Origin of the sequence: Pseudomonas cedrina subsp. cedrina, assembly GCF_001983175.1 — a bacterium.
GTDB classification, from domain to species: domain Bacteria; phylum Pseudomonadota; class Gammaproteobacteria; order Pseudomonadales; family Pseudomonadaceae; genus Aquipseudomonas; species Aquipseudomonas cedrina.
Map to the genome: position 1 here is coordinate 156,142 of NZ_MNPW01000006.1, position 17,012 is coordinate 173,153.

Consider the following 17,012-nt stretch of genomic DNA (forward strand, 5'->3'; position numbering starts at 1 on the left):
TCGGCGCACACCCGCCATTAGAGGAAGCTTTCCGTGGAAGCACTGCATAAGAAAATTCGCGAAGAAGGCATCGTGCTTTCCGATCAGGTACTCAAGGTCGACGCCTTTCTGAACCACCAGATCGATCCGGCGCTGATGAAGCTGATCGGCGACGAATTCGCTGCGCGGTTCAAGGATTCGGGCATCACCAAGATCGTCACCATCGAGGCCTCGGGCATTGCGCCGGCGATCATGACGGGCCTGAACCTTGGCGTGCCGGTGATCTTCGCGCGCAAGCAGCAATCCCTGACCCTGACGGAAAACCTGCTGTCGGCGACGGTGTATTCCTTCACCAAGAAGGTCGAAAGCACAGTGGCGATTTCCCCGCGCCACCTGACCAGCAGCGACCGCGTGTTGGTGATTGATGACTTTCTGGCCAACGGCAAGGCGTCCCAGGCGTTGATTTCGATCATCAAGCAGGCGGGCGCGACGGTCGCGGGCCTGGGGATCGTGATCGAGAAGTCGTTCCAGGGTGGCCGCGCGGAGCTGGATGCGCAGGGTTATCGGGTTGAGTCGCTGGCGCGGGTTAAATCACTGGCGGGTGGCGTCGTCACCTTCATCGAATAACTTGATAACACCGCAATTAAATGTGGGAGCTGGCTTGCCTGCGATAAGGGCCTGTCAGTCGACATTGTTGTCGTCTGACACTCCGCTATCGCAGGCAAGCCAGCTCCCACATTTGCTATGTGCGGCCTGTCAGTGCGCAGTGGCCTGCAGGCCGGCGAGCAGCAAGCGCTGATACAGGTCCTCTTTCAAACCCTGCGGCTTATCCAACTGCATCCGCTTCAAATGCCCAGGAAACACCTCCGGCTCCGGTGCATCCAGCGCCGCCTTGCCCAACTCCAGGATCTCCGTCAGCTTGAACTTGCTCTTTAGCCAGTTCAGCGCGCGCAACAGGTCCCGCTCCTCATCCGTGAAATCACTGCCCAGCGGATACTCCGTAAACAACCGACGATGGCGCGCTTGAATAGCCAGTAGCCGTTCGGGGGTGTTGTCGGCAAAGCGCGGATCCAGTTGAAAATCCTTGGGCAACTTGCCGGCCTTCTGTGCCTGCTCGATCAAATCATCCTGGAAGCGTGAGTCGGTGATGTTGAGCAACGCCTCGATCACCTTGGCATCCGTCTGCCCACGCAGATCGGCGATGCCGTACTCGGTGATGACAATATCGCGCAGGTGCCGAGGAATCGTGCAGTGACCATAATCCCAGACGATATTGGAACTGACCTCCCCCGCCGACTCGCGCCAGCTGCGCAGGATCAGGATCGATCGCGCGCCTTCCAGCGCATGACCCTGGGCAACGAAGTTGTACTGCCCGCCCACCCCGCTGAGCACCCGTCCATCTTCCAACTGGTCAGCCACGCCCGCGCCGAGCAGCGTCACCATGATCGCGCTGTTGATAAACCGCGCATCCAGGCGTTGCAGGCGCTTGAGCTCTTCCTGGCCGTAGAGCTCGTTGATGTAACTGATGCGGGTCATGTTGAATTCGAGACGCTTGGCGTGGGTCATTTCCTGCAAGCGCTGGTAAAAACTGCGCGGGCCGAGAAAGAAACCGCCGTGGATCGAGATGCCGTCAGGCTGTGCCGCATCGTCGAGGGTGCCGGCGTTGGCCTGCGCCTGGGTCGCCACGTCGGGGTAGACTTTGCGGCGGATAATTCCCGCGTCCGCCAGCACCAACAGGCCGTTGACGAACATCTCGCTGCAACCATAAAGACCGCGGGCGAAGGGGTCGACCCCACCTTCACGGCTGATCAGCGGCGCCCATTGGTACACGTCGAGGTCGGTGAGCAGCAATCGATAGGCTTCGTTGTCGGCCTGGCGCGCCAATAGCGCGGCGGTCAGCGCATCGCCCATGGAGCCAATGCCGATCTGCAAGGTGCCGCCGTCGCGCACCAGGGTGCTGGCATGCAGGCCGATAAAGTGGTCCTGGAAGCCCACCGGCATGTTCGGCGTGGAGAACAGCGTGGTGCTGTCTTTTTCGTCGATCAGGTAATCGAAGGCATCCATGCCCAGCTCGGCATCCCCGGGCATGTAGGGCAAATCGCTGTGGACTTGGCCGACGATCAGCACGGTTTCCCCGGCGTCACGGCGTTTGGCGATCATCGGCAGCAGATCGAGGGTGATGTCCGGGTTGCAGCTCAAGCTCAGGCGATCAGGATGGTCGGTGCTGCTCGCCACCAATTGCGCCACCAGGTTCAGCCCTGCGGCATTGATATCGCGGGCAGCGTGGCTGTAATTGCTGCTGACGTAATCCTGCTGGGCCGACTCGCTGTGGAGCAGGCTACCGGGCTGCATGAAGAACTGCTGCACGTGGATGTTTTTCGGGAGACGGTCTTTGTGCAGGTCGGCGAGGAAATCCAGTTCGGGATAATCGCCAAATACGCGTTCGATAAAAGGCTCGAGAAAGCGTTTCTGCAAGCCGTCGCCCAGCGTGGGTCGGCCCAGGCTCAACGCGGTATAGATCGTCAACGACCGTTCCGGCAACTTGGCGACACGGCGGTACAGCGCGTTGGCAAACAGGTTGGGCTTGCCCAGGCCAAGCGGCATGCCCATGTGGATATGCGCCGGCAAGCGCGCCAGTACGTCGTCAACTGCTTGCTCGATTGAACACAACTGCACCATCCGACCCTCCTGAACATTCCATGATTGGGGCTTGGACAGAGCGTGGCGGGTCTTTGCTGCAAAGAACAGCCTGGAAACATAAATTAAGCGCACAAAAAAGCCGCTGATCAGCGGCTTTTTTACGAAGGTCGGTTTATTTCAGACCCGACATCTTCTGGATTGCACCCTTGAGTTCTTCATCCGTGCAATCCGCACACGTGCCCTTGGGCGGCATGGCGTTGATACCCGTGATGGCCTTGGCCAGGATGCCATCGAGGCCGCCCTGGTGGTCGGCGCGTTCTTTCCAGGCCGCGGTATCGCCGATTTTCGGGGCATTCAGCAGGCCAGTGCCATGGCACGCGTTGCAGTGCTTGGCGATCACTTCGTCCGGGGTCTTGGCCCCCCCGCCACCGCCCGCCGCCACCGCGACTTCCATCCCCTTGCATTCCTGGCCCTGTACGCACACCTGGCCCACAGGCTCCAGGCGCTTGGCAATGTCATCATTGGTCGCAGCTTGAGCGCTGACAGCCCATAGGGCCAGTACGGTTGCTGGTGCAGCCAGCATTTTCATAATTAGGTTCACGCGTTCACCCTCATGGTGGCTATTCACGCCTGCGGCCACGGTTTCGCAGGCGGCGAAAGTATAACGGTTAGCCCGCCCGGCCGAAACAACCCTATTAAATAAAGGGAGATTCCGTCTCGCGGATACTGCACGGGAGTCTCTGCAACGCTGGCAGGACGCCTCTTTTGTTAAAAGTTCGCGGGGGTGGCTGCGCTGATTAGTCGCGCCGGCACGTCGAACGGATTGCGAAAACGATGGGGCTTGGTACTTTCAAAGTAGTAGCTATCGCCGGCTTCGAGCACAAAAGTTTCGAGACCGACCACCAACTCCAGACGGCCCTCCACCAGAATCCCGGTTTCCTCGCCTTCATGGGTGAGCATTTCTTCGCCCGTATCGGCGCCCGGCGGGTAGATTTCGTTGAGAAACGCGATCGCCCGACTAGGGTGTGCCCGTCCGACCAGTTTCATGGTCACGGCACCGTCGGAGATATCGATCAGCTCATTGGCTTTATAGACGATCTGCGTCGGTATTTCCTGGAGGATCTCCTCGGAAAAGAACTCGACCATCGACATGGGGATGCCGCCCAGCACCTTGCGCAAGGAGCTGATCGAGGGGCTGACGCTGTTTTTTTCGATCATCGAAATGGTGCTGTTGGTGACACCCGCGCGCTTGGCGAGCTCGCGCTGGGAAAGACCCTTCAGTTTACGGATGGATTGCAGTCGTTCGCCGACGTCCAATGCAGGTGCCTCCTAGGATTCAGGCTTTGTTGTAATTGAGCGTTATCATGGCGACAGCGTTCAGTATTTACAACACTTGGGCCTAAATCCTGGGCAGTGGCGTTCGTGCATGGCGCTCAAGCGCCGTAATAGAGCCTTGGCACGCGGCGCAGGTTGCAGAACAGCTGGTAGGGAATGGTATCGGCGGCGACCGCGATGTCACTGGCGAGGATCTGTTTGCCCCACAGCTCCACCGTGGAACCGAGGCCGGCCTGCGGCACGTCGGTCAGGTCGATGCATAGCATGTCCATGGACACGCGCCCCAGCAACTGGCTGCGTTGCCCGGCCACCCACACCGGCGTGCCCGTCGGTGCATGGCGCGGGTAGCCGTCGGCGTAACCCATGGCCACTACACCGATGCGCATCGGTTTTGGCGTGATGAATTTGGCACCGTAACCCACCGGCTCGCCGGACGGCAGTTCTCGTACGCAGATAACCTTGGATTCCAGGGTCATCACCGGTTGCAGACGCGAAGCCACCGCCTGCTCTTCGCCAAACGGTGTGGCGCCGTAGAGCATGATGCCGGGGCGCACCCAATCACTGGACACCTTCGGCCAGCCCATCACCGACGGCGAATTGCGCAGGCTGACCTCGGCCGACAAGCCCTGGCGCGCCGCCTCAAACACCGCCACCTGTTCATCACTGCGTACGCAGTCGAGCTCATCGGCGCGGGCAAAGTGGCTCATCAATACAATCTTGGCCACTTTCCCGCTGGCCAGCAGGCGCTGGTAAGCCTCGTGGTAGTCCTTGGGGTGCAGGCCAACGCGGTGCATGCCCGAGTCGAGCTTGAGCCAGACGGTCAGCGGTTTGCCCAGCCTGGCCTGTTCGATGGCCTCCAGTTGCCACAACGAATGCACCACGCACCACAAGTCATGCTCGATGATCAGCGGCAGCTCGTCAGCTTCGAAAAAACCTTCCAACAGCAACACCGGCGCGCGAATGCCAGCGGCGCGCAGCTCCAGGGCTTCCTCGATGCAGGCCACGGCAAACCCATCTGCCTCAGCCTCCAGCGCCTGGGCCACGCGCACGGCGCCATGGCCGTAGGCATCGGCCTTGATCACGGCAAGGGCCTTGGCCCCAGTGACTTCGCGAGCCAGTTGGTAGTTGTGGCGCAGGGCCTTAAGGTCGATGAGGGCACGGGCTGGACGCATGGCGGCGGGCTTCTAGGCGGCAGAGTGAAAAAATCGGCACCGACAGATTGCGTCAGCACCGGGAGAGGGATCTTTATTAAGAGTTAAGGCATGGCCGCCACGACGGACAGCTCTACCAGGATTTGCGGTTCGCACAGTTTGGCTTCAACGGTGGCGCGAGCCGGAGCGACGCCTTTGGGCAGCCACTCGTCCCACACTCGGTTCATGCCGACAAAATCGGTATCGATGTCTTTGAGGTAGATCGTCACCGACAGCAGCCGGGTCTTGTCGGTACCGGCCAGGTCCAGCAGACGCTCGATGTTGGCCAGGGTCTCCCGGGTCTGCTGTTCAATCCCGGCACTCATGTCGTCGCCGACCTGCCCGGCCAGGTACACGGTACCGCTGTGGACAACGATCTGGCTCATGCGCTCATTGGTGAGCTGGCGCTGGATTGACATGTTTTGCGGACTCCTGGTGGTTGCCATAACGGGAAATATCGAGGCCTGCGGCGCTGATCTGCGGCGTCTTCTTCGCCATCAGGTCGGCCAGCAAGCGCCCGGAACCACAGGCCATGGTCCAGCCAAGCGTGCCATGACCGGTGTTCAGGAACAGGTTCTTGAACGGGGTGGCTCCGACAATCGGCGTGCCGTCGGGTGTGGTCGGGCGCAGGCCGGTCCAGAACGAAGCTTGGGTCAAATCGCCGCCCTGAGGATAAAGGTCGTTGACGATCATCTCCAGGGTTTCGCGCCGGCGCGGGTTGAGCGACAGGTCAAAACCGGCTATTTCAGCCATGCCGCCGACGCGGATGCGGTTGTCGAAACGGGTGATCGCGACCTTGTAGGTCTCGTCCAGAATGGTGGAAGTCGGTGCCATCGCCGGGTTGGTGATCGGCACGGTCAGCGAGTAACCCTTGAGCGGGTAGACCGGCGCCTTGATCCCCAGCGGCTTGAGCAATTTCGGCGAATAACTGCCGAGGGCCAGCACGTAGCGGTCGGCGGTTTCCAGCTTGCCGTCGATCCACACACCGTTGATGCGGTCGCCAGCGTAATCGAGGCGCTGGATATCCTGCTCGAAACGAAATTGCACACCCAATTGCTTGCACATGTCGGCCAGGCGGGTCGTGAACATCTGGCAGTCGCCCGTCTGGTCGTTCGGCAGGCGCAGGGCTCCGGCGAGGATATCCGTGACACTGGCCAGGGCCGGCTCGATGCGGGCGATGCCGGCGCGGTCGAGCAGTTCGAACGGCACGCCGGACTCCTTCAACACCGCAATGTCTTTGGCCGCGCCATCGAGCTGGGCCTGTGTGCGGAACAATTGGGTAGTCCCAAGGCTGCGGCCTTCGTAGGCAATGCCGGTCTCGGCGCGCAGTTCATCGAGGCAATCGCGACTGTACTCGGACAGACGCACCATGCGCTCCTTGTTCACCGCGTAACGGCTGGCGGTGCAGTTGCGCAGCATCTGCGCCATCCACAGGTATTGATCGATATCGGCGGTGGCCTTGATCGCCAGCGGTGCGTGGCGCTGCAACAGCCATTTGATGGCCTTGAGCGGCACACCCGGCGCGGCCCATGGCGACGCATACCCTGGGGACACCTGGCCGGCGTTGGCGAAACTGGTTTCCATGGCCGCGGCGGGCTGGCGGTCGACTACGACCACGTCAAAGCCGGACCGCGCCAAATAGTAGGCACTGGTCACACCAATGACGCCGCTACCCAAGACCAGAACGCGCATTTTATATCCTCATCGCGGGCAAGGCCGCTGACGTGTGTTATTCGAGCAATGATGAGCGCAGTGTAAAAAACTATAGCCAGTGCAATTCACTATATAAGTGCCTATATTTGGCGACAATTCTCGGCAAAAACCCTTTTCACAGAGGCGTATCCCCTATGCGTACCAACACCCAGACCAAGCGGGAGCTGGACAAGATCGACCGCAATATCCTGCGCATCCTGCAAACCGACGGGCGTATTTCGTTCACGGAGCTGGGAGAAAAGGTTGGGCTGTCGACCACGCCGTGCACCGAGCGGGTGCGCCGGCTGGAGCGCGAGGGGATCATCATGGGCTACAACGCGCGGCTCAACCCCCAGCATTTAAAGGGCAGCTTGCTGGTATTTGTCGAGATCAGCCTTGATTACAAGTCCGGCGACACCTTTGAGGAATTCCGCCGCGCCGTGTTGAAACTGCCCCATGTACTGGAGTGCCACCTGGTGTCGGGGGACTTTGATTACCTGGTGAAAGCGCGAATTTCCGAGATGGCGTCTTACCGCAAACTGCTGGGTGATATCCTGCTCAAACTGCCCCATGTGCGGGAATCCAAGAGCTATATCGTGATGGAAGAGGTGAAGGAGAGCCTGAACCTGCCGATCCCTGACTGACCCACTGACACAACCCGCTCCCACATTTTGAACGCGTACACCCGTTACACCAACACTTGCCGCGTGCTCGCCATGTACTCATGAATCTGCTTTTCCACCCGCGGGTGAATCAGCTCAACCGGCCCCCGCCCATTGGGGCACGGCAAGCTCTTGGTGGTGCCGAACAGCCGGCAGATCAGCGGCCTTTCGTCGTACACCGTGCAGCCATTGGGGCCCAGGTGCACGCAGTTCAGCTCATCCATGGCGGCATCCTGCTCGGCGGCGGTCTTACGGGGCAGGCGTGACATCTCCTCGGGCGAGGTGGTCACCGGCCCGCAGCAATCGTGACAACCGGGGACGCATTCGAACGACGGTATCTGCCGACGCAGCGCGCTGATCTTCTGACTGTTGCAACTCATCGAAACCCATACCGAACGGCGAATAAGCGTGGAGTCTGCCGCAAAATGAGCTGCGCAGACAGCTTCGTCCGACCGTTGTATCCTGCGTCAAATTTTCCAAACAGGCATGCCCCATGACCGCCAGCGCCCAGCACACCGCTTCCTACTACGCCGCAAGCAGCCTGCCGCAGCCCGACTACCCGGCGCTGAGGGGCGAAGTGACGGCCGACGTGTGCGTGGTCGGCGGGGGTTTCTCCGGGCTCAACACGGCGCTGGAGCTGGCCGAACGCGGTTTCAGCGTGGTGTTGCTCGAAGCGCGCAAGATCGCCTGGGGCGCCAGCGGACGCAATGGCGGCCAATTGATTCGCGGTGTCGGCCATGGCCTGGACCAGTTCGCCAATGTGCTCGGCACCGACGGCGTACGCCAGATGAAGCTGATGGGCCTGGAAGCCGTGGAGATTGTGCGTGAGCGCGTCGAGCGCTTTCGCATCCCCTGCGACCTGACCTGGGGTTACTGCGACCTCGCCAACAAACCGCGTGACCTGCGGGGTTTGGCCGAAGACGCTGAAGAACTGCGCAGCCTGGGTTACCGGCATGCAGTACGCCTGCTGCAAGCCAGCGAAATGGGCAGCGTGATCGGTTCCGAGCGTTATGTAGGCGGCATGATCGATATGGGCTCCGGCCACTTGCACCCGCTGAACCTGGCCCTGGGTGAAGCCGCCGCGGCGCAGCAACTGGGCGTGAAGCTGTTCGAACAGTCCGAAGTCACGCGCATCGACTACGGTGCTGAAGTCAACGTGCACACCGCCCGGGGCAACGTGCGCGCCAAGACCCTGGTGCTGGCGTGCAATGCCTACCTCAATGGCCTCAACCCTCACCTGAGCGGCAAAGTGTTGCCTGCCGGCAGCTACATCATCGCCACCGAGCCATTGAGCGAAACCCAGGCTACCAGCCTGTTGCCGCAGAACATGGCGGTGTGCGACCAGCGTGTCACGGTGGACTACTTCCGGCTGTCCGCCGACCGCCGCCTGCTGTTCGGCGGTGCTTGCCACTATTCCGGCCGTGATCCCCAGGACATCGGCGCCTATATGCGTCCAAAAATGCTGCGCGTGTTCCCGCAACTGGCCGAGGTGAAGATCGATTTCCAATGGGGCGGCATGATCGGCATCGGGGCGAACCGCCTACCGCAGATTGGCCGACTGGCCGACCAACCCAACGTGTATTACGCCCAGGCCTACGCCGGCCACGGCCTCAACGCCACCCATCTGGCGGGCAAGTTGTTGGCCGAAGCGATCAGCGGCCAGCAACAAGGCCGCTTTGACCTGTTCGCCCAAGTGCCGCACATGACCTTCCCCGGCGGCAAGCACCTGCGCTCGCCGCTGCTGGCCCTGGGAATGCTCTGGCACCGCCTCAAAGAGCTGGTGTAAGTCAGCTGCGCCAGAAGGGCTTCAAACCTTCCTGGCGTGCCTGTTCGGCGCTCAGCCCGACGTCGCGAAGTTGCTCGCGGCTCAGGTGCAGCAAGGCTTTGCGCGTGTGACGACGCTGCCAGAACAGACGCCAGCCGCTGTTATGGCGCGGCGCCGTCGCCTGTTCCTGTCCAGCCTCCAGCTCCTGGCTGTGTAACGTCAGCCGCACATCGCTCATTCCGTTCATCTTTGTTGCCCCTCATCTGCCGTGTTGCCATGAGAGACCAGCATGGGCGCGCGGCAAAAACCATTACAGATTCAACCCAACTCTATTAAATCCATACAGATGCTGCCTATGAGCGGCTGAATCCTGTATTTTGCGCTTATCTGTACTGGTGCTCCGGGAGCAACCGCCATGACCCTCTATGTAAACCTCGCCGAATTACTGGGCACGCGTATCGAACAGGGCTTCTACCGCCCCGGTGATCGCTTGCCTTCTGTACGGGCCTTGAGCGTGGAGCACGGGGTCAGCCTGAGCACCGTGCAGCAGGCCTACCGTTTGCTGGAAGACAATGGATTGGCGATGCCCAAGCCGAAATCCGGCTACTTCGTACCGGTCGGTCGCCAGCTGCCCGCGCTGCCCGAGGTTGGCCGCCCGGCTCAACGGCCGGTGGAGATTTCCCAGTGGGACCAGGTGCTGGAGTTGATCCGCGCGGTCCCGCGCAAAGATGTCATACAGCTGGGTCGCGGCATGCCGGATGTATTGTCGCCCACCCTCAAGCCCCTGCTGCGCAGCCTGGCGCGGGTGAGTCGCCGCCAGGACTTGCCCGGTCTGTATTACGACAACATCCTCGGCTGTATGGAATTGCGCGAGCAAATTGCGCGACTGTCACTGGATTCCGGCTGCCAGCTGACAGCCGAGGATATTGTGATCACCACCGGCTGCCATGAAGCGCTGTCGGCCAGCATTCACGCTATCTGTGAACCTGGCGATATCGTCGCGGTGGACTCGCCGAGCTTCCATGGCGCCATGCAGACCCTCAAGGGCCTGGGCATGAAAGCCCTGGAAATTCCCACCGACCCGATCACCGGCATCAGCCTTGAAGCCCTGGAATTGGCCCTGGAGCAGTGGCCGATCAAAATCATCCAGCTGACGCCCAACTGCAACAACCCGCTGGGCTACATCATGCCGGAGGCGCGCAAACGTGCGTTGCTGACCCTGGCCCAGCGCTTTGACGTGGCGATTATCGAAGACGATGTATACGGCGAACTGGCCTACAGCTACCCGCGCCCACGCACCATCAAGTCCTTCGACGAAGACGGCCGTGTCTTGCTGTGCAGTTCCTTCTCGAAAACCCTGGCGCCGGGCTTGCGCATCGGGTGGGTCGCGCCCGGCCGATACCTGGAACGGGTGCTGCACATGAAGTACATCAGCACCGGCTGCACCGCCACGCAGCCACAGATCGCGATCGCCGAATTTCTCAAGGGTGGGCATTTTGAGCCCCATTTGCGCCGGATGCGCAGCCAATACCAGCGCAACCGCGACCTGATGCTCGATTGGGTCAGCCGTTATTTCCCTGCGGGCACCCGCGCCAGCCGCCCCCAAGGCAGCTTCATGCTGTGGATAGAACTGGCCGAAGGCTTCGACACCCTCAAGCTCAACCGGATGCTGGTGGAGCAAGGCGTACAGATCGCGGTGGGCAGCATCTTTTCCGCGTCGGGCAAATACCGCAACTGCCTGCGCATGAACTACGCTGCCAAGCCAACCGCTCAAATCGAAGAAGCCGTGCGCAAGGTCGGTGCGGCCGCGAGCAAATTGATGGCCGAAGCGGTCGACTGACCTTTCCTGGGAAATAGCCGTCATATACCGACAACCGCCCTGATCTGGAAGCAACTCCCTTGATGATTCAACGGCTATTTCCGTTTTTCCTGTTGGGAGCCCTGGCCCTGGGCGGCTGCGCCACAGTGCACGCACCGCGAATCCCCAGCGACGCCCTGCCCGCCGGGCAATCGTCGTTCGGCCGCTCGATCCAGGCCCAGGCTGCGCCGTACCAGGGCCGCTCGGGTTTTCGCCTGCTGCCCAACAGCAGCGAGGCGTTCATGGCCCGCGCCGAGTTGATCCGCAACGCCCAGACCAGCCTCGACCTGCAGTATTACATCGTGCATGACGGTATCAGCACCCGCATGCTGGTGGACGAACTGCTCAAGGCTGCCGACCGTGGCGTGCGCGTGCGCATCCTGCTGGACGACACCACCAGCGACGGCCTCGACCAGGTCATCGCCACCCTCGCTACCCATCCCAGCATCGAGATCCGCCTGTTCAACCCCTTGCACCTGGGGCGCAGCACCGGCGTGACGCGGGCCATGGGCCGTCTGTTCAACCTGTCGCTGCAACATCGGCGCATGCACAATAAGTTGTGGCTGGCGGACAACAGCGTGGCCATCGTCGGCGGACGCAACCTGGGGGACGAATATTTCGATGCAGAGCCCAACCTGAACTTCACTGATATCGACATGCTCAGCGTGGGGCCGGTGGCCGAGCAACTGGGACACAGTTTCGACCAGTACTGGAACAGCGCGCTGAGCAAGCCGATTGATGACTTCGTCTCCATTACGCCGTCCAGAGGCGACCTGGCCGCTGCGCGCGTGCGCCTGGAAGCCTCCCTGGCCGAGTCGCGCCAGCAGAACCACGCGCTGTACAACCGCTTGCGCACCTACCAGACCCAACCGCGCATGGACACTTGGCGCCGGGAGCTGATCTGGGCCTGGAACCAGGCGCTGTGGGACGCACCGAGCAAAGTGCTGGCCAAGGCCGACCCGGATCCTCGGTTGTTACTCACCACGCAACTGGCGCCGGAACTGGACGGGGTCACGCATGAATTGATGATGATCTCGGCGTATTTCGTGCCGGGTCAACCGGGGCTGGTGTACCTGACCGGGCGCGCCGATGCCGGCGTGTCGGTCAGCCTGCTGACCAACTCCCTGGAAGCCACTGACGTACCGGCCGTGCACGGTGGTTATGCGCCCTATCGCAAGGCACTGCTGGAACACGGGGTCAAACTCTATGAACTGCGCCGCCAGCCGGGCGACCCCAGCGCGGGCAGCGGGCCGCACCTGTTTCGACGCGGCTCGTTTCGTGGCTCGGATTCCAGCCTGCACAGCAAGGCGATAATCTTCGATCGCACGAAGTCGTTTATCGGGTCGTTCAACTTCGATCCACGTTCAGTGCTGTGGAACACCGAAGTCGGCGTGCTGGTGGACAGTCCCGAGTTGGCGGAACACGTGCGCAACCTGGCGCTGCAAGGCATGGCGCCGGCGTTGAGCTATGAAGCGAAATTGCAGGATGGGCAAGTGGTGTGGGTGACCGAAGATAACGGCCAATTGCATACCCTGACCGATGAGCCAGGCAGTTGGTGGCGCAGGTTTAATGCCTGGTTCGCTACCTCTGTCGGGCTGGAACGCATGCTCTAAAGCCAAAAAAGGTCACTGTGGGAGCCGGGCTTGCCCGCGATAGCGCAGTGTCAGGCAACGGATGAGCTGGCTGAGCCACCGCTATCGCAGGCAAGCCCGCTCCCACATTCGGCCGCATTTCAAGTTGAGGCAGGCTGTGTTGCGCCAAATGCACCCTGACGCAATAACAGCAGCACCAACCCCAACGCACCGGCCGCCATCAACAGCGCCAGCGCATGCCCGTTGATCCACTGGCTGCCAGCACCGGCCACCAGCGGGCCGATCAGGCACCCGATCCCCCACAACTGCGCAATGTGGGCATTGGCGCGCACCAGTGCATCGTCGCGGTAACGCTCGCCAATCAGGATCAACGACAGGGTGAACAGCCCGCCGGCGCTGGCGCCGAACACCACCCATACCGGCCAGATCAGCGGTGTATGCATCAACAACGGGACGGCCAGGCTCGACACCAGCAACAGCACCGCACAACTGAGGAACAGCGTGCGCCGTGGCAGGTAGTCGGCCAGCGCGCCAATCGGCAGCTGCAGCAGCGCATCGCCGACCACCACGGTGCTGACCATCGCCAAGGCGACCTCGGCAGTGAAACCTTGTTGCAGGCAATACACCGGCAGCAACGTCAGAATCATCGCCTCAAATGCAGCGAACAAAGCTACCGCCCAGGCGATGGCCGGCAGGCTCAGACAGAAGCGCCACAAGTCGGCGAAGGTCACGCTGAAGGCCTCGGCGGTCGGCGCGCCGGAACGGCCCAGCAGCAGCAGGGGCGCCACCATCAACAGGCCGACGCCGACCCAGAACCCGTAGTCATGGTCGGTGCCGATCAGTCCCAGCAACAAGGGGCCCGACAGTTGGCTCAAGGCATAACTGCAGCCATACAGCGCCACCAGCCGGCCACGCCACTGCTCCACCACCAACTGGTTGATCCAGCTTTCGCCGAGGATAAACACGATGGTCAGGATCACCCCGATCATCAACCGCAGCACCAGCCACACCGGGTAGTTGGGCAGGATGGCCAGCAAGCCGATGGACATCGCCCCAGCCCACAGGCACAGGCGCATTAGGTTGGCGGTACCGAGCCATGACGCCATGCGACTGGACACCTTCGCGCCGAGCAGCACACCAAAGGCCGGCATCGCCGCCATCACCCCGATGGCGAAACTGCCGTAGCCCCAGCTTTCAAGGCGCAGGGACACCAGCGGCATGCTGACGCCCAGGGCCAGGCCAACGCTGAGTACCGAGGCCAGCACGGCGAAATAAGTCGCCCAACGCATTCCATGCTCCTGTCGGCAATGTTCAAGTTCACACAAAACAGTGTGGGAGCGGGCTTATGTGGGAGCCGGGCTTGCCCGCGATGGAGACACCTTGGTTTTCAGTTGCACCGAGGTAATGCTATCGCAGGCAAGCCAGCTCCCACACAAGCCCGCTCCCACATTTTTGAACTGCGGTGCTGCTTACAGCTTGATCCAGGTCGCCTTGAGTTCGGTGTACTTGTCGAACGCATGCAGCGACTTGTCGCGACCGTTGCCCGACTGCTTGAAGCCACCAAACGGCGCGGTCATGTCACCGCCATCGTATTGGTTGACCCATACGCTGCCGGCACGCAGCGCCTTGGCGGTGAGGTGCGCCTTAGAGATATCGGCGGTCCACACCGCTGCGGCCAGGCCATAGACCGTGTCGTTGGCGATCTTGATCGCCTCTTCGGCGCTGTCGAAGGTGATCACCGACAGGACCGGGCCAAAAATCTCTTCCTGGGCGATTTTCATCGCGTTGGTCACACCGTCGAAAATCGTCGGTTCCACATAGGTGCCACCGGTTTCTTCCAGGGTGCGCTTGCCACCGGCGACCAACTTGGCGCCATCGGCATGCCCGGCTTCAATGTACGAGAGCACGGTATTCATCTGCTGGGTGTCCACCAGCGCGCCCACGTTGGTGGCCGGATCAAGCGGGTTGCCGGGTTTCCAGCCCTTGAGGGCCTCGATCACCAGCGGCAGGAAGGTGTCCTTGATGGAGCGTTCCACCAGCAGGCGCGAACCGGCGGTGCAGACTTCGCCCTGGTTGAAGGCGATGGCACCGGCGGCGGATTCGGCGGCGGCTTGCAGGTCCGGCGCATCGGCAAACACGATGTTCGGGCTCTTGCCACCCGCTTCCAGCCACACGCGCTTCATGTTCGACTCGCCGGAGCGGATCAACAGTTGCTTGGCGATCTTGGTCGAACCGGTGAACACCAGGGTATCGACGTCCATGTGCAGCGCCAGCGCATTGCCCACGGTGTGACCGTAGCCCGGCAGCACGTTGAACACGCCTTTGGGAATACCGGCTTCAACCGCCAGGGCCGCGATGCGGATGGCCGTCAGCGGGGATTTCTCGGACGGCTTGAGGATCACCGAGTTACCGGTCGACAACGCAGGCCCCAGTTTCCAGCAGGCCATCATCAGCGGGAAGTTCCACGGCACGATAGCGCCGACAACACCGACAGGCTCGCGCGTCACCAGACCAAGCTGGTCATGCGGGGTCGCGGCGACTTCGTCGTAGATCTTGTCGATGGCCTCGCCGCTCCAGCTCAGGGCATTCGCCGCGCCGGGTACGTCGATGTTCAGGGAGTCACTGATCGGCTTGCCCATGTCCAGGGTTTCGAGCAGCGCCAGCTCTTCGGCATTGGCCTTGAGCAACGCGGCGAAACGGAGCATGGCGGATTTACGCTTGGCCGGCGCCAGGCGCGACCAGACGCCGGAATTGAAGGTGGCGCGGGCGTTTTCCACGGCGCGCTGGGCGTCGTCGGCGTCACAGCTGGCAATAGTGGCCAGCAGGCGGCCATCGACCGGGCTGATGCATTCGAACGTGTCACCGGAAACGGCGGCGGTGTACTCGCCATTGATGTAGGCGCGGCCTTCGATCTTCAGGTCCTTGGCGCGTTGTTCCCAGTCGGCACGGGTCAGGGTGGTCATGCGAGTGTCCTCCTCTTATTGAATGCGAGGGCCAGGCGATGTGCCCCGGCAGCCTCAAGAATGCTTTGCCCCGCCAGCCAGCTGTTAGGCTCAAGGCAGCTGCCACCCTAAACCAGCGGCTGGGGATGTTTCAATATATTTGACACAGCGCCGGCAAACGCTCTTGCGGTGTGCATTTTAATAAACATAGACTTTGGGCTCTCCAATCGCAGGCCAGACGGGACACGCACATGAGCATCCAGGATATCGTCGACTTCAGCCAAGCCAACACCGCCCCCGAACGCTACCGCCCTGATGCCGGAAAAATCCTCAAGGGCGATCCCGAGCAAACCGTCTACAACCACTACAACAGTCCGTGCGGTCAGATGAATGCCGGCGTCTGGGAAGGTGAGGTCGGGCAATGGACGGTCAACTACACCGAGCATGAGTACTGCGAGATTGTCCAAGGCGTGTCCGTGCTACGCGATGCCGACGGCAATGCCAAGACCTTGCGCGCCGGCGACCGCTTCGTGATCCCCGCCGGCTTCAGCGGCACCTGGGAAGTGCTGGAGCCCTGCCGCAAGATCTACGTAGTGTTCGAACAGAAAGGCTGAGGTTACAGCGGGACGCAGAGCGTCCGGGGCGGGGTTACCGCGCAGAGCGTGGGAACCATCAGACAAAAAAAAGCCCGGATCGTGAGAACCGGGCTTTTTTTCACAAGGAAGAAAATCAATTACTTGATTTTGCCTTCTTTGTAGATCACGTGCTTGCGAACGCGCGGGTCGAACATTTTCTTTTCGAGCTTGTCCGGGGTAGTACGCTTGTTCTTGTCGGTAGTGTAGAAGTGACCAGTACCGGCGCTAGAGATCATTCGAATCAATTCACGCATGATAGAGCTCCTTAGATCTTGCCAGCGGCACGAATTTCGGCCAGCACGACAGTGATGCCACGCTTGTCGATAATACGCATGCCTTTGGCAGATACACGCAGGCGAACAAAACGTTTCTCTTCTTCAACCCAGAAGCGGTGATGCTGCAGGTTCGGCAGGAAACGACGACGGGTTTTGTTATTTGCGTGGGAAATGTTATTCCCAGTCACCGGACCCTTACCGGTAACTTGACAGACTCTCGACATGCCTCAGCCCTCTAAAACCACATGCCCAACCCGGCATGGGTTGGCCGCTTAATCTCTCAGTCATTTGGCGCCAGGCGCCGCGTTTCTTTAGGGTCTTACCGGCTACACCTACAAGCGAAGGAACCGGGCCCCTAGAAAAGAGCGCTGCTTTATACCAGAAAGACCCAGGTGCAACAACAGCCCGTGTGTTTTTACTGGCGTAAATCTTGGCGATAGACGCCTG

Annotated in this window: 18 protein-coding genes; 6 read left to right on the top strand and 12 right to left on the bottom strand. The window is 61.1% G+C overall.

All coding sequences use genetic code 11. From position 1 onward, the window contains the following. Window positions 1-33: 33 nt before the first annotated feature. On the top strand, window positions 34-606 hold the full coding sequence (locus tag BLL36_RS14055) for a xanthine phosphoribosyltransferase (protein ID WP_053258645.1): 573 nt from the start codon (window positions 34-36) through the stop codon (window positions 604-606). Window positions 607-735: 129 nt separating this feature from the next. Here BLL36_RS14055 and BLL36_RS14060 read toward each other — a convergent pair whose 3' ends face one another. The 6 genes from BLL36_RS14060 to dadA form a co-directional block, all read right to left on the bottom strand. Continuing rightward, window positions 736-2,658 carry an acetyl-CoA hydrolase/transferase C-terminal domain-containing protein gene (locus tag BLL36_RS14060; RefSeq protein WP_076952022.1) on the bottom strand — a complete coding sequence of 641 codons (1,923 nt, stop codon included), beginning with the start codon at window positions 2,656-2,658 and terminating at the stop codon, window positions 736-738. A gap of 133 nt (window positions 2,659-2,791) precedes the next feature. Next, a complete protein-coding gene (locus BLL36_RS14065; RefSeq protein WP_076952023.1) occupies window positions 2,792-3,208 on the bottom strand; it encodes a c-type cytochrome in 417 nt (138 codons plus the stop codon). A gap of 179 nt (window positions 3,209-3,387) precedes the next feature. Continuing rightward, entirely contained in the window at window positions 3,388-3,936 is a 549-nt protein-coding gene (locus BLL36_RS14070) for a cupin domain-containing protein (RefSeq protein ID WP_003176893.1), read from the bottom strand. Between the two features lie 116 nt (window positions 3,937-4,052). Next, the gene (gene alr, locus BLL36_RS14075; protein WP_076952024.1) at window positions 4,053-5,126 is read right to left on the bottom strand and encodes an alanine racemase; all 1,074 of its coding nucleotides are present in this window, start codon (window positions 5,124-5,126) and stop codon (window positions 4,053-4,055) included. An 83-nt stretch (window positions 5,127-5,209) separates the two neighbouring features. Next, entirely contained in the window at window positions 5,210-5,563 is a 354-nt protein-coding gene (locus BLL36_RS14080) for a RidA family protein (RefSeq protein WP_076952025.1), read from the bottom strand. Continuing rightward, window positions 5,535-6,836: a D-amino acid dehydrogenase gene (dadA, locus tag BLL36_RS14085; RefSeq protein ID WP_076952026.1), complete on the bottom strand. Its 1,302-nt coding sequence runs from the start codon at window positions 6,834-6,836 to the stop codon at window positions 5,535-5,537. The genes BLL36_RS14080 and dadA overlap by 29 nt, the downstream gene beginning before the upstream one ends. A 155-nt stretch (window positions 6,837-6,991) precedes the next feature. Here dadA and BLL36_RS14090 point away from each other — a divergent pair, with 155 nt between their 5' ends. Next, complete coding sequence (locus BLL36_RS14090) at window positions 6,992-7,480, top strand: Lrp/AsnC ligand binding domain-containing protein (RefSeq protein WP_003176896.1); 489 nt, start codon at window positions 6,992-6,994, stop codon at window positions 7,478-7,480. A 44-nt stretch (window positions 7,481-7,524) separates the two neighbouring features. Here BLL36_RS14090 and BLL36_RS14095 read toward each other — a convergent pair whose 3' ends face one another. Beyond that, entirely contained in the window at window positions 7,525-7,878 is a 354-nt protein-coding gene (locus BLL36_RS14095) for a YkgJ family cysteine cluster protein (protein ID WP_076952027.1), read from the bottom strand. A 113-nt stretch (window positions 7,879-7,991) separates the two neighbouring features. On the opposite strand from BLL36_RS14095, the gene BLL36_RS14100 reads away from it, so the two are divergent. Then, window positions 7,992-9,284 carry an NAD(P)/FAD-dependent oxidoreductase gene (locus tag BLL36_RS14100; protein WP_076952028.1) on the top strand — a complete coding sequence of 431 codons (1,293 nt, stop codon included), beginning with the start codon at window positions 7,992-7,994 and terminating at the stop codon, window positions 9,282-9,284. Window position 9,285: 1 nt separating this feature from the next. Here BLL36_RS14100 and BLL36_RS14105 read toward each other — a convergent pair whose 3' ends face one another. After that, window positions 9,286-9,510 carry a DUF1127 domain-containing protein gene (locus tag BLL36_RS14105; protein WP_076952029.1) on the bottom strand — a complete coding sequence of 75 codons (225 nt, stop codon included), beginning with the start codon at window positions 9,508-9,510 and terminating at the stop codon, window positions 9,286-9,288. A 168-nt stretch (window positions 9,511-9,678) separates the two neighbouring features. Between BLL36_RS14105 and BLL36_RS14110 the strand changes: the two genes are divergently transcribed. Together BLL36_RS14110 and BLL36_RS14115 are read left to right on the top strand one after the other, a co-directional pair. Continuing rightward, on the top strand, window positions 9,679-11,103 hold the full coding sequence (locus tag BLL36_RS14110; RefSeq protein WP_076952030.1) for an aminotransferase-like domain-containing protein: 1,425 nt from the start codon (window positions 9,679-9,681) through the stop codon (window positions 11,101-11,103). Window positions 11,104-11,165: 62 nt separating this feature from the next. After that, window positions 11,166-12,734: a phospholipase D family protein gene (locus tag BLL36_RS14115; protein ID WP_076952031.1), complete on the top strand. Its 1,569-nt coding sequence runs from the start codon at window positions 11,166-11,168 to the stop codon at window positions 12,732-12,734. A gap of 119 nt (window positions 12,735-12,853) precedes the next feature. Here the strand turns inward: BLL36_RS14115 and BLL36_RS14120 are convergent, their stop codons facing one another. Together BLL36_RS14120 and BLL36_RS14125 are read right to left on the bottom strand one after the other, a co-directional pair. Continuing rightward, the gene (locus BLL36_RS14120; protein WP_076952032.1) at window positions 12,854-14,002 is read right to left on the bottom strand and encodes an MFS transporter; all 1,149 of its coding nucleotides are present in this window, start codon (window positions 14,000-14,002) and stop codon (window positions 12,854-12,856) included. 180 nt (window positions 14,003-14,182) lie between these two features. Further along, the gene (locus tag BLL36_RS14125) at window positions 14,183-15,676 is read right to left on the bottom strand and encodes an aldehyde dehydrogenase (protein ID WP_076952033.1); all 1,494 of its coding nucleotides are present in this window, start codon (window positions 15,674-15,676) and stop codon (window positions 14,183-14,185) included. 230 nt (window positions 15,677-15,906) lie between these two features. On the opposite strand from BLL36_RS14125, the gene BLL36_RS14130 reads away from it, so the two are divergent. Next, window positions 15,907-16,269, top strand: a complete 363-nt coding sequence (locus BLL36_RS14130; RefSeq protein WP_076952034.1) for a cupin domain-containing protein — start codon at window positions 15,907-15,909, stop codon at window positions 16,267-16,269. A 119-nt stretch (window positions 16,270-16,388) separates the two neighbouring features. On the opposite strand, the gene rpmG is transcribed toward BLL36_RS14130, so the two are convergent. Together rpmG and rpmB are read right to left on the bottom strand one after the other, a co-directional pair. Beyond that, the gene (gene rpmG / locus BLL36_RS14135; protein WP_003176906.1) at window positions 16,389-16,544 is read right to left on the bottom strand and encodes a 50S ribosomal protein L33; all 156 of its coding nucleotides are present in this window, start codon (window positions 16,542-16,544) and stop codon (window positions 16,389-16,391) included. An 11-nt stretch (window positions 16,545-16,555) separates the two neighbouring features. Beyond that, window positions 16,556-16,789, bottom strand: coding sequence for a 50S ribosomal protein L28 (gene rpmB, locus BLL36_RS14140; RefSeq protein WP_003176907.1), 234 nt, complete (start codon window positions 16,787-16,789; stop codon window positions 16,556-16,558). Window positions 16,790-17,012 lie beyond the last annotated feature (223 nt).

Excerpts from the sequence above, each read along its gene's own strand:
- BLL36_RS14060 (WP_076952022.1), bottom strand. The coding sequence starts at position 2,658 with ATGGTGCAGTTGTGTTCAATCGAGCAAGCAGTTGACGACGTACTGGCG.
- BLL36_RS14065 (WP_076952023.1), bottom strand. The coding sequence starts at position 3,208 with ATGAAAATGCTGGCTGCACCAGCAACCGTACTGGCCCTATGGGCTGTC.
- alr (WP_076952024.1), bottom strand. The coding sequence starts at position 5,126 with ATGCGTCCAGCCCGTGCCCTCATCGACCTTAAGGCCCTGCGCCACAAC.
- BLL36_RS14080 (WP_076952025.1), bottom strand. The coding sequence starts at position 5,563 with ATGTCAATCCAGCGCCAGCTCACCAATGAGCGCATGAGCCAGATCGTT.
- dadA (WP_076952026.1), bottom strand. The coding sequence starts at position 6,836 with ATGCGCGTTCTGGTCTTGGGTAGCGGCGTCATTGGTGTGACCAGTGCC.
- BLL36_RS14090 (WP_003176896.1), top strand. The coding sequence starts at position 6,992 with ATGCGTACCAACACCCAGACCAAGCGGGAGCTGGACAAGATCGACCGC.
- BLL36_RS14095 (WP_076952027.1), bottom strand. The coding sequence starts at position 7,878 with ATGAGTTGCAACAGTCAGAAGATCAGCGCGCTGCGTCGGCAGATACCG.
- BLL36_RS14100 (WP_076952028.1), top strand. The coding sequence starts at position 7,992 with ATGACCGCCAGCGCCCAGCACACCGCTTCCTACTACGCCGCAAGCAGC.
- BLL36_RS14105 (WP_076952029.1), bottom strand. The coding sequence starts at position 9,510 with ATGAACGGAATGAGCGATGTGCGGCTGACGTTACACAGCCAGGAGCTG.
- BLL36_RS14110 (WP_076952030.1), top strand. The coding sequence starts at position 9,679 with ATGACCCTCTATGTAAACCTCGCCGAATTACTGGGCACGCGTATCGAA.
- BLL36_RS14115 (WP_076952031.1), top strand. The coding sequence starts at position 11,166 with ATGATTCAACGGCTATTTCCGTTTTTCCTGTTGGGAGCCCTGGCCCTG.
- BLL36_RS14120 (WP_076952032.1), bottom strand. The coding sequence starts at position 14,002 with ATGCGTTGGGCGACTTATTTCGCCGTGCTGGCCTCGGTACTCAGCGTT.
- BLL36_RS14125 (WP_076952033.1), bottom strand. The coding sequence starts at position 15,676 with ATGACCACCCTGACCCGTGCCGACTGGGAACAACGCGCCAAGGACCTG.
- BLL36_RS14130 (WP_076952034.1), top strand. The coding sequence starts at position 15,907 with ATGAGCATCCAGGATATCGTCGACTTCAGCCAAGCCAACACCGCCCCC.
- rpmG (WP_003176906.1), bottom strand. The coding sequence starts at position 16,544 with ATGCGTGAATTGATTCGAATGATCTCTAGCGCCGGTACTGGTCACTTC.
- rpmB (WP_003176907.1), bottom strand. The coding sequence starts at position 16,789 with ATGTCGAGAGTCTGTCAAGTTACCGGTAAGGGTCCGGTGACTGGGAAT.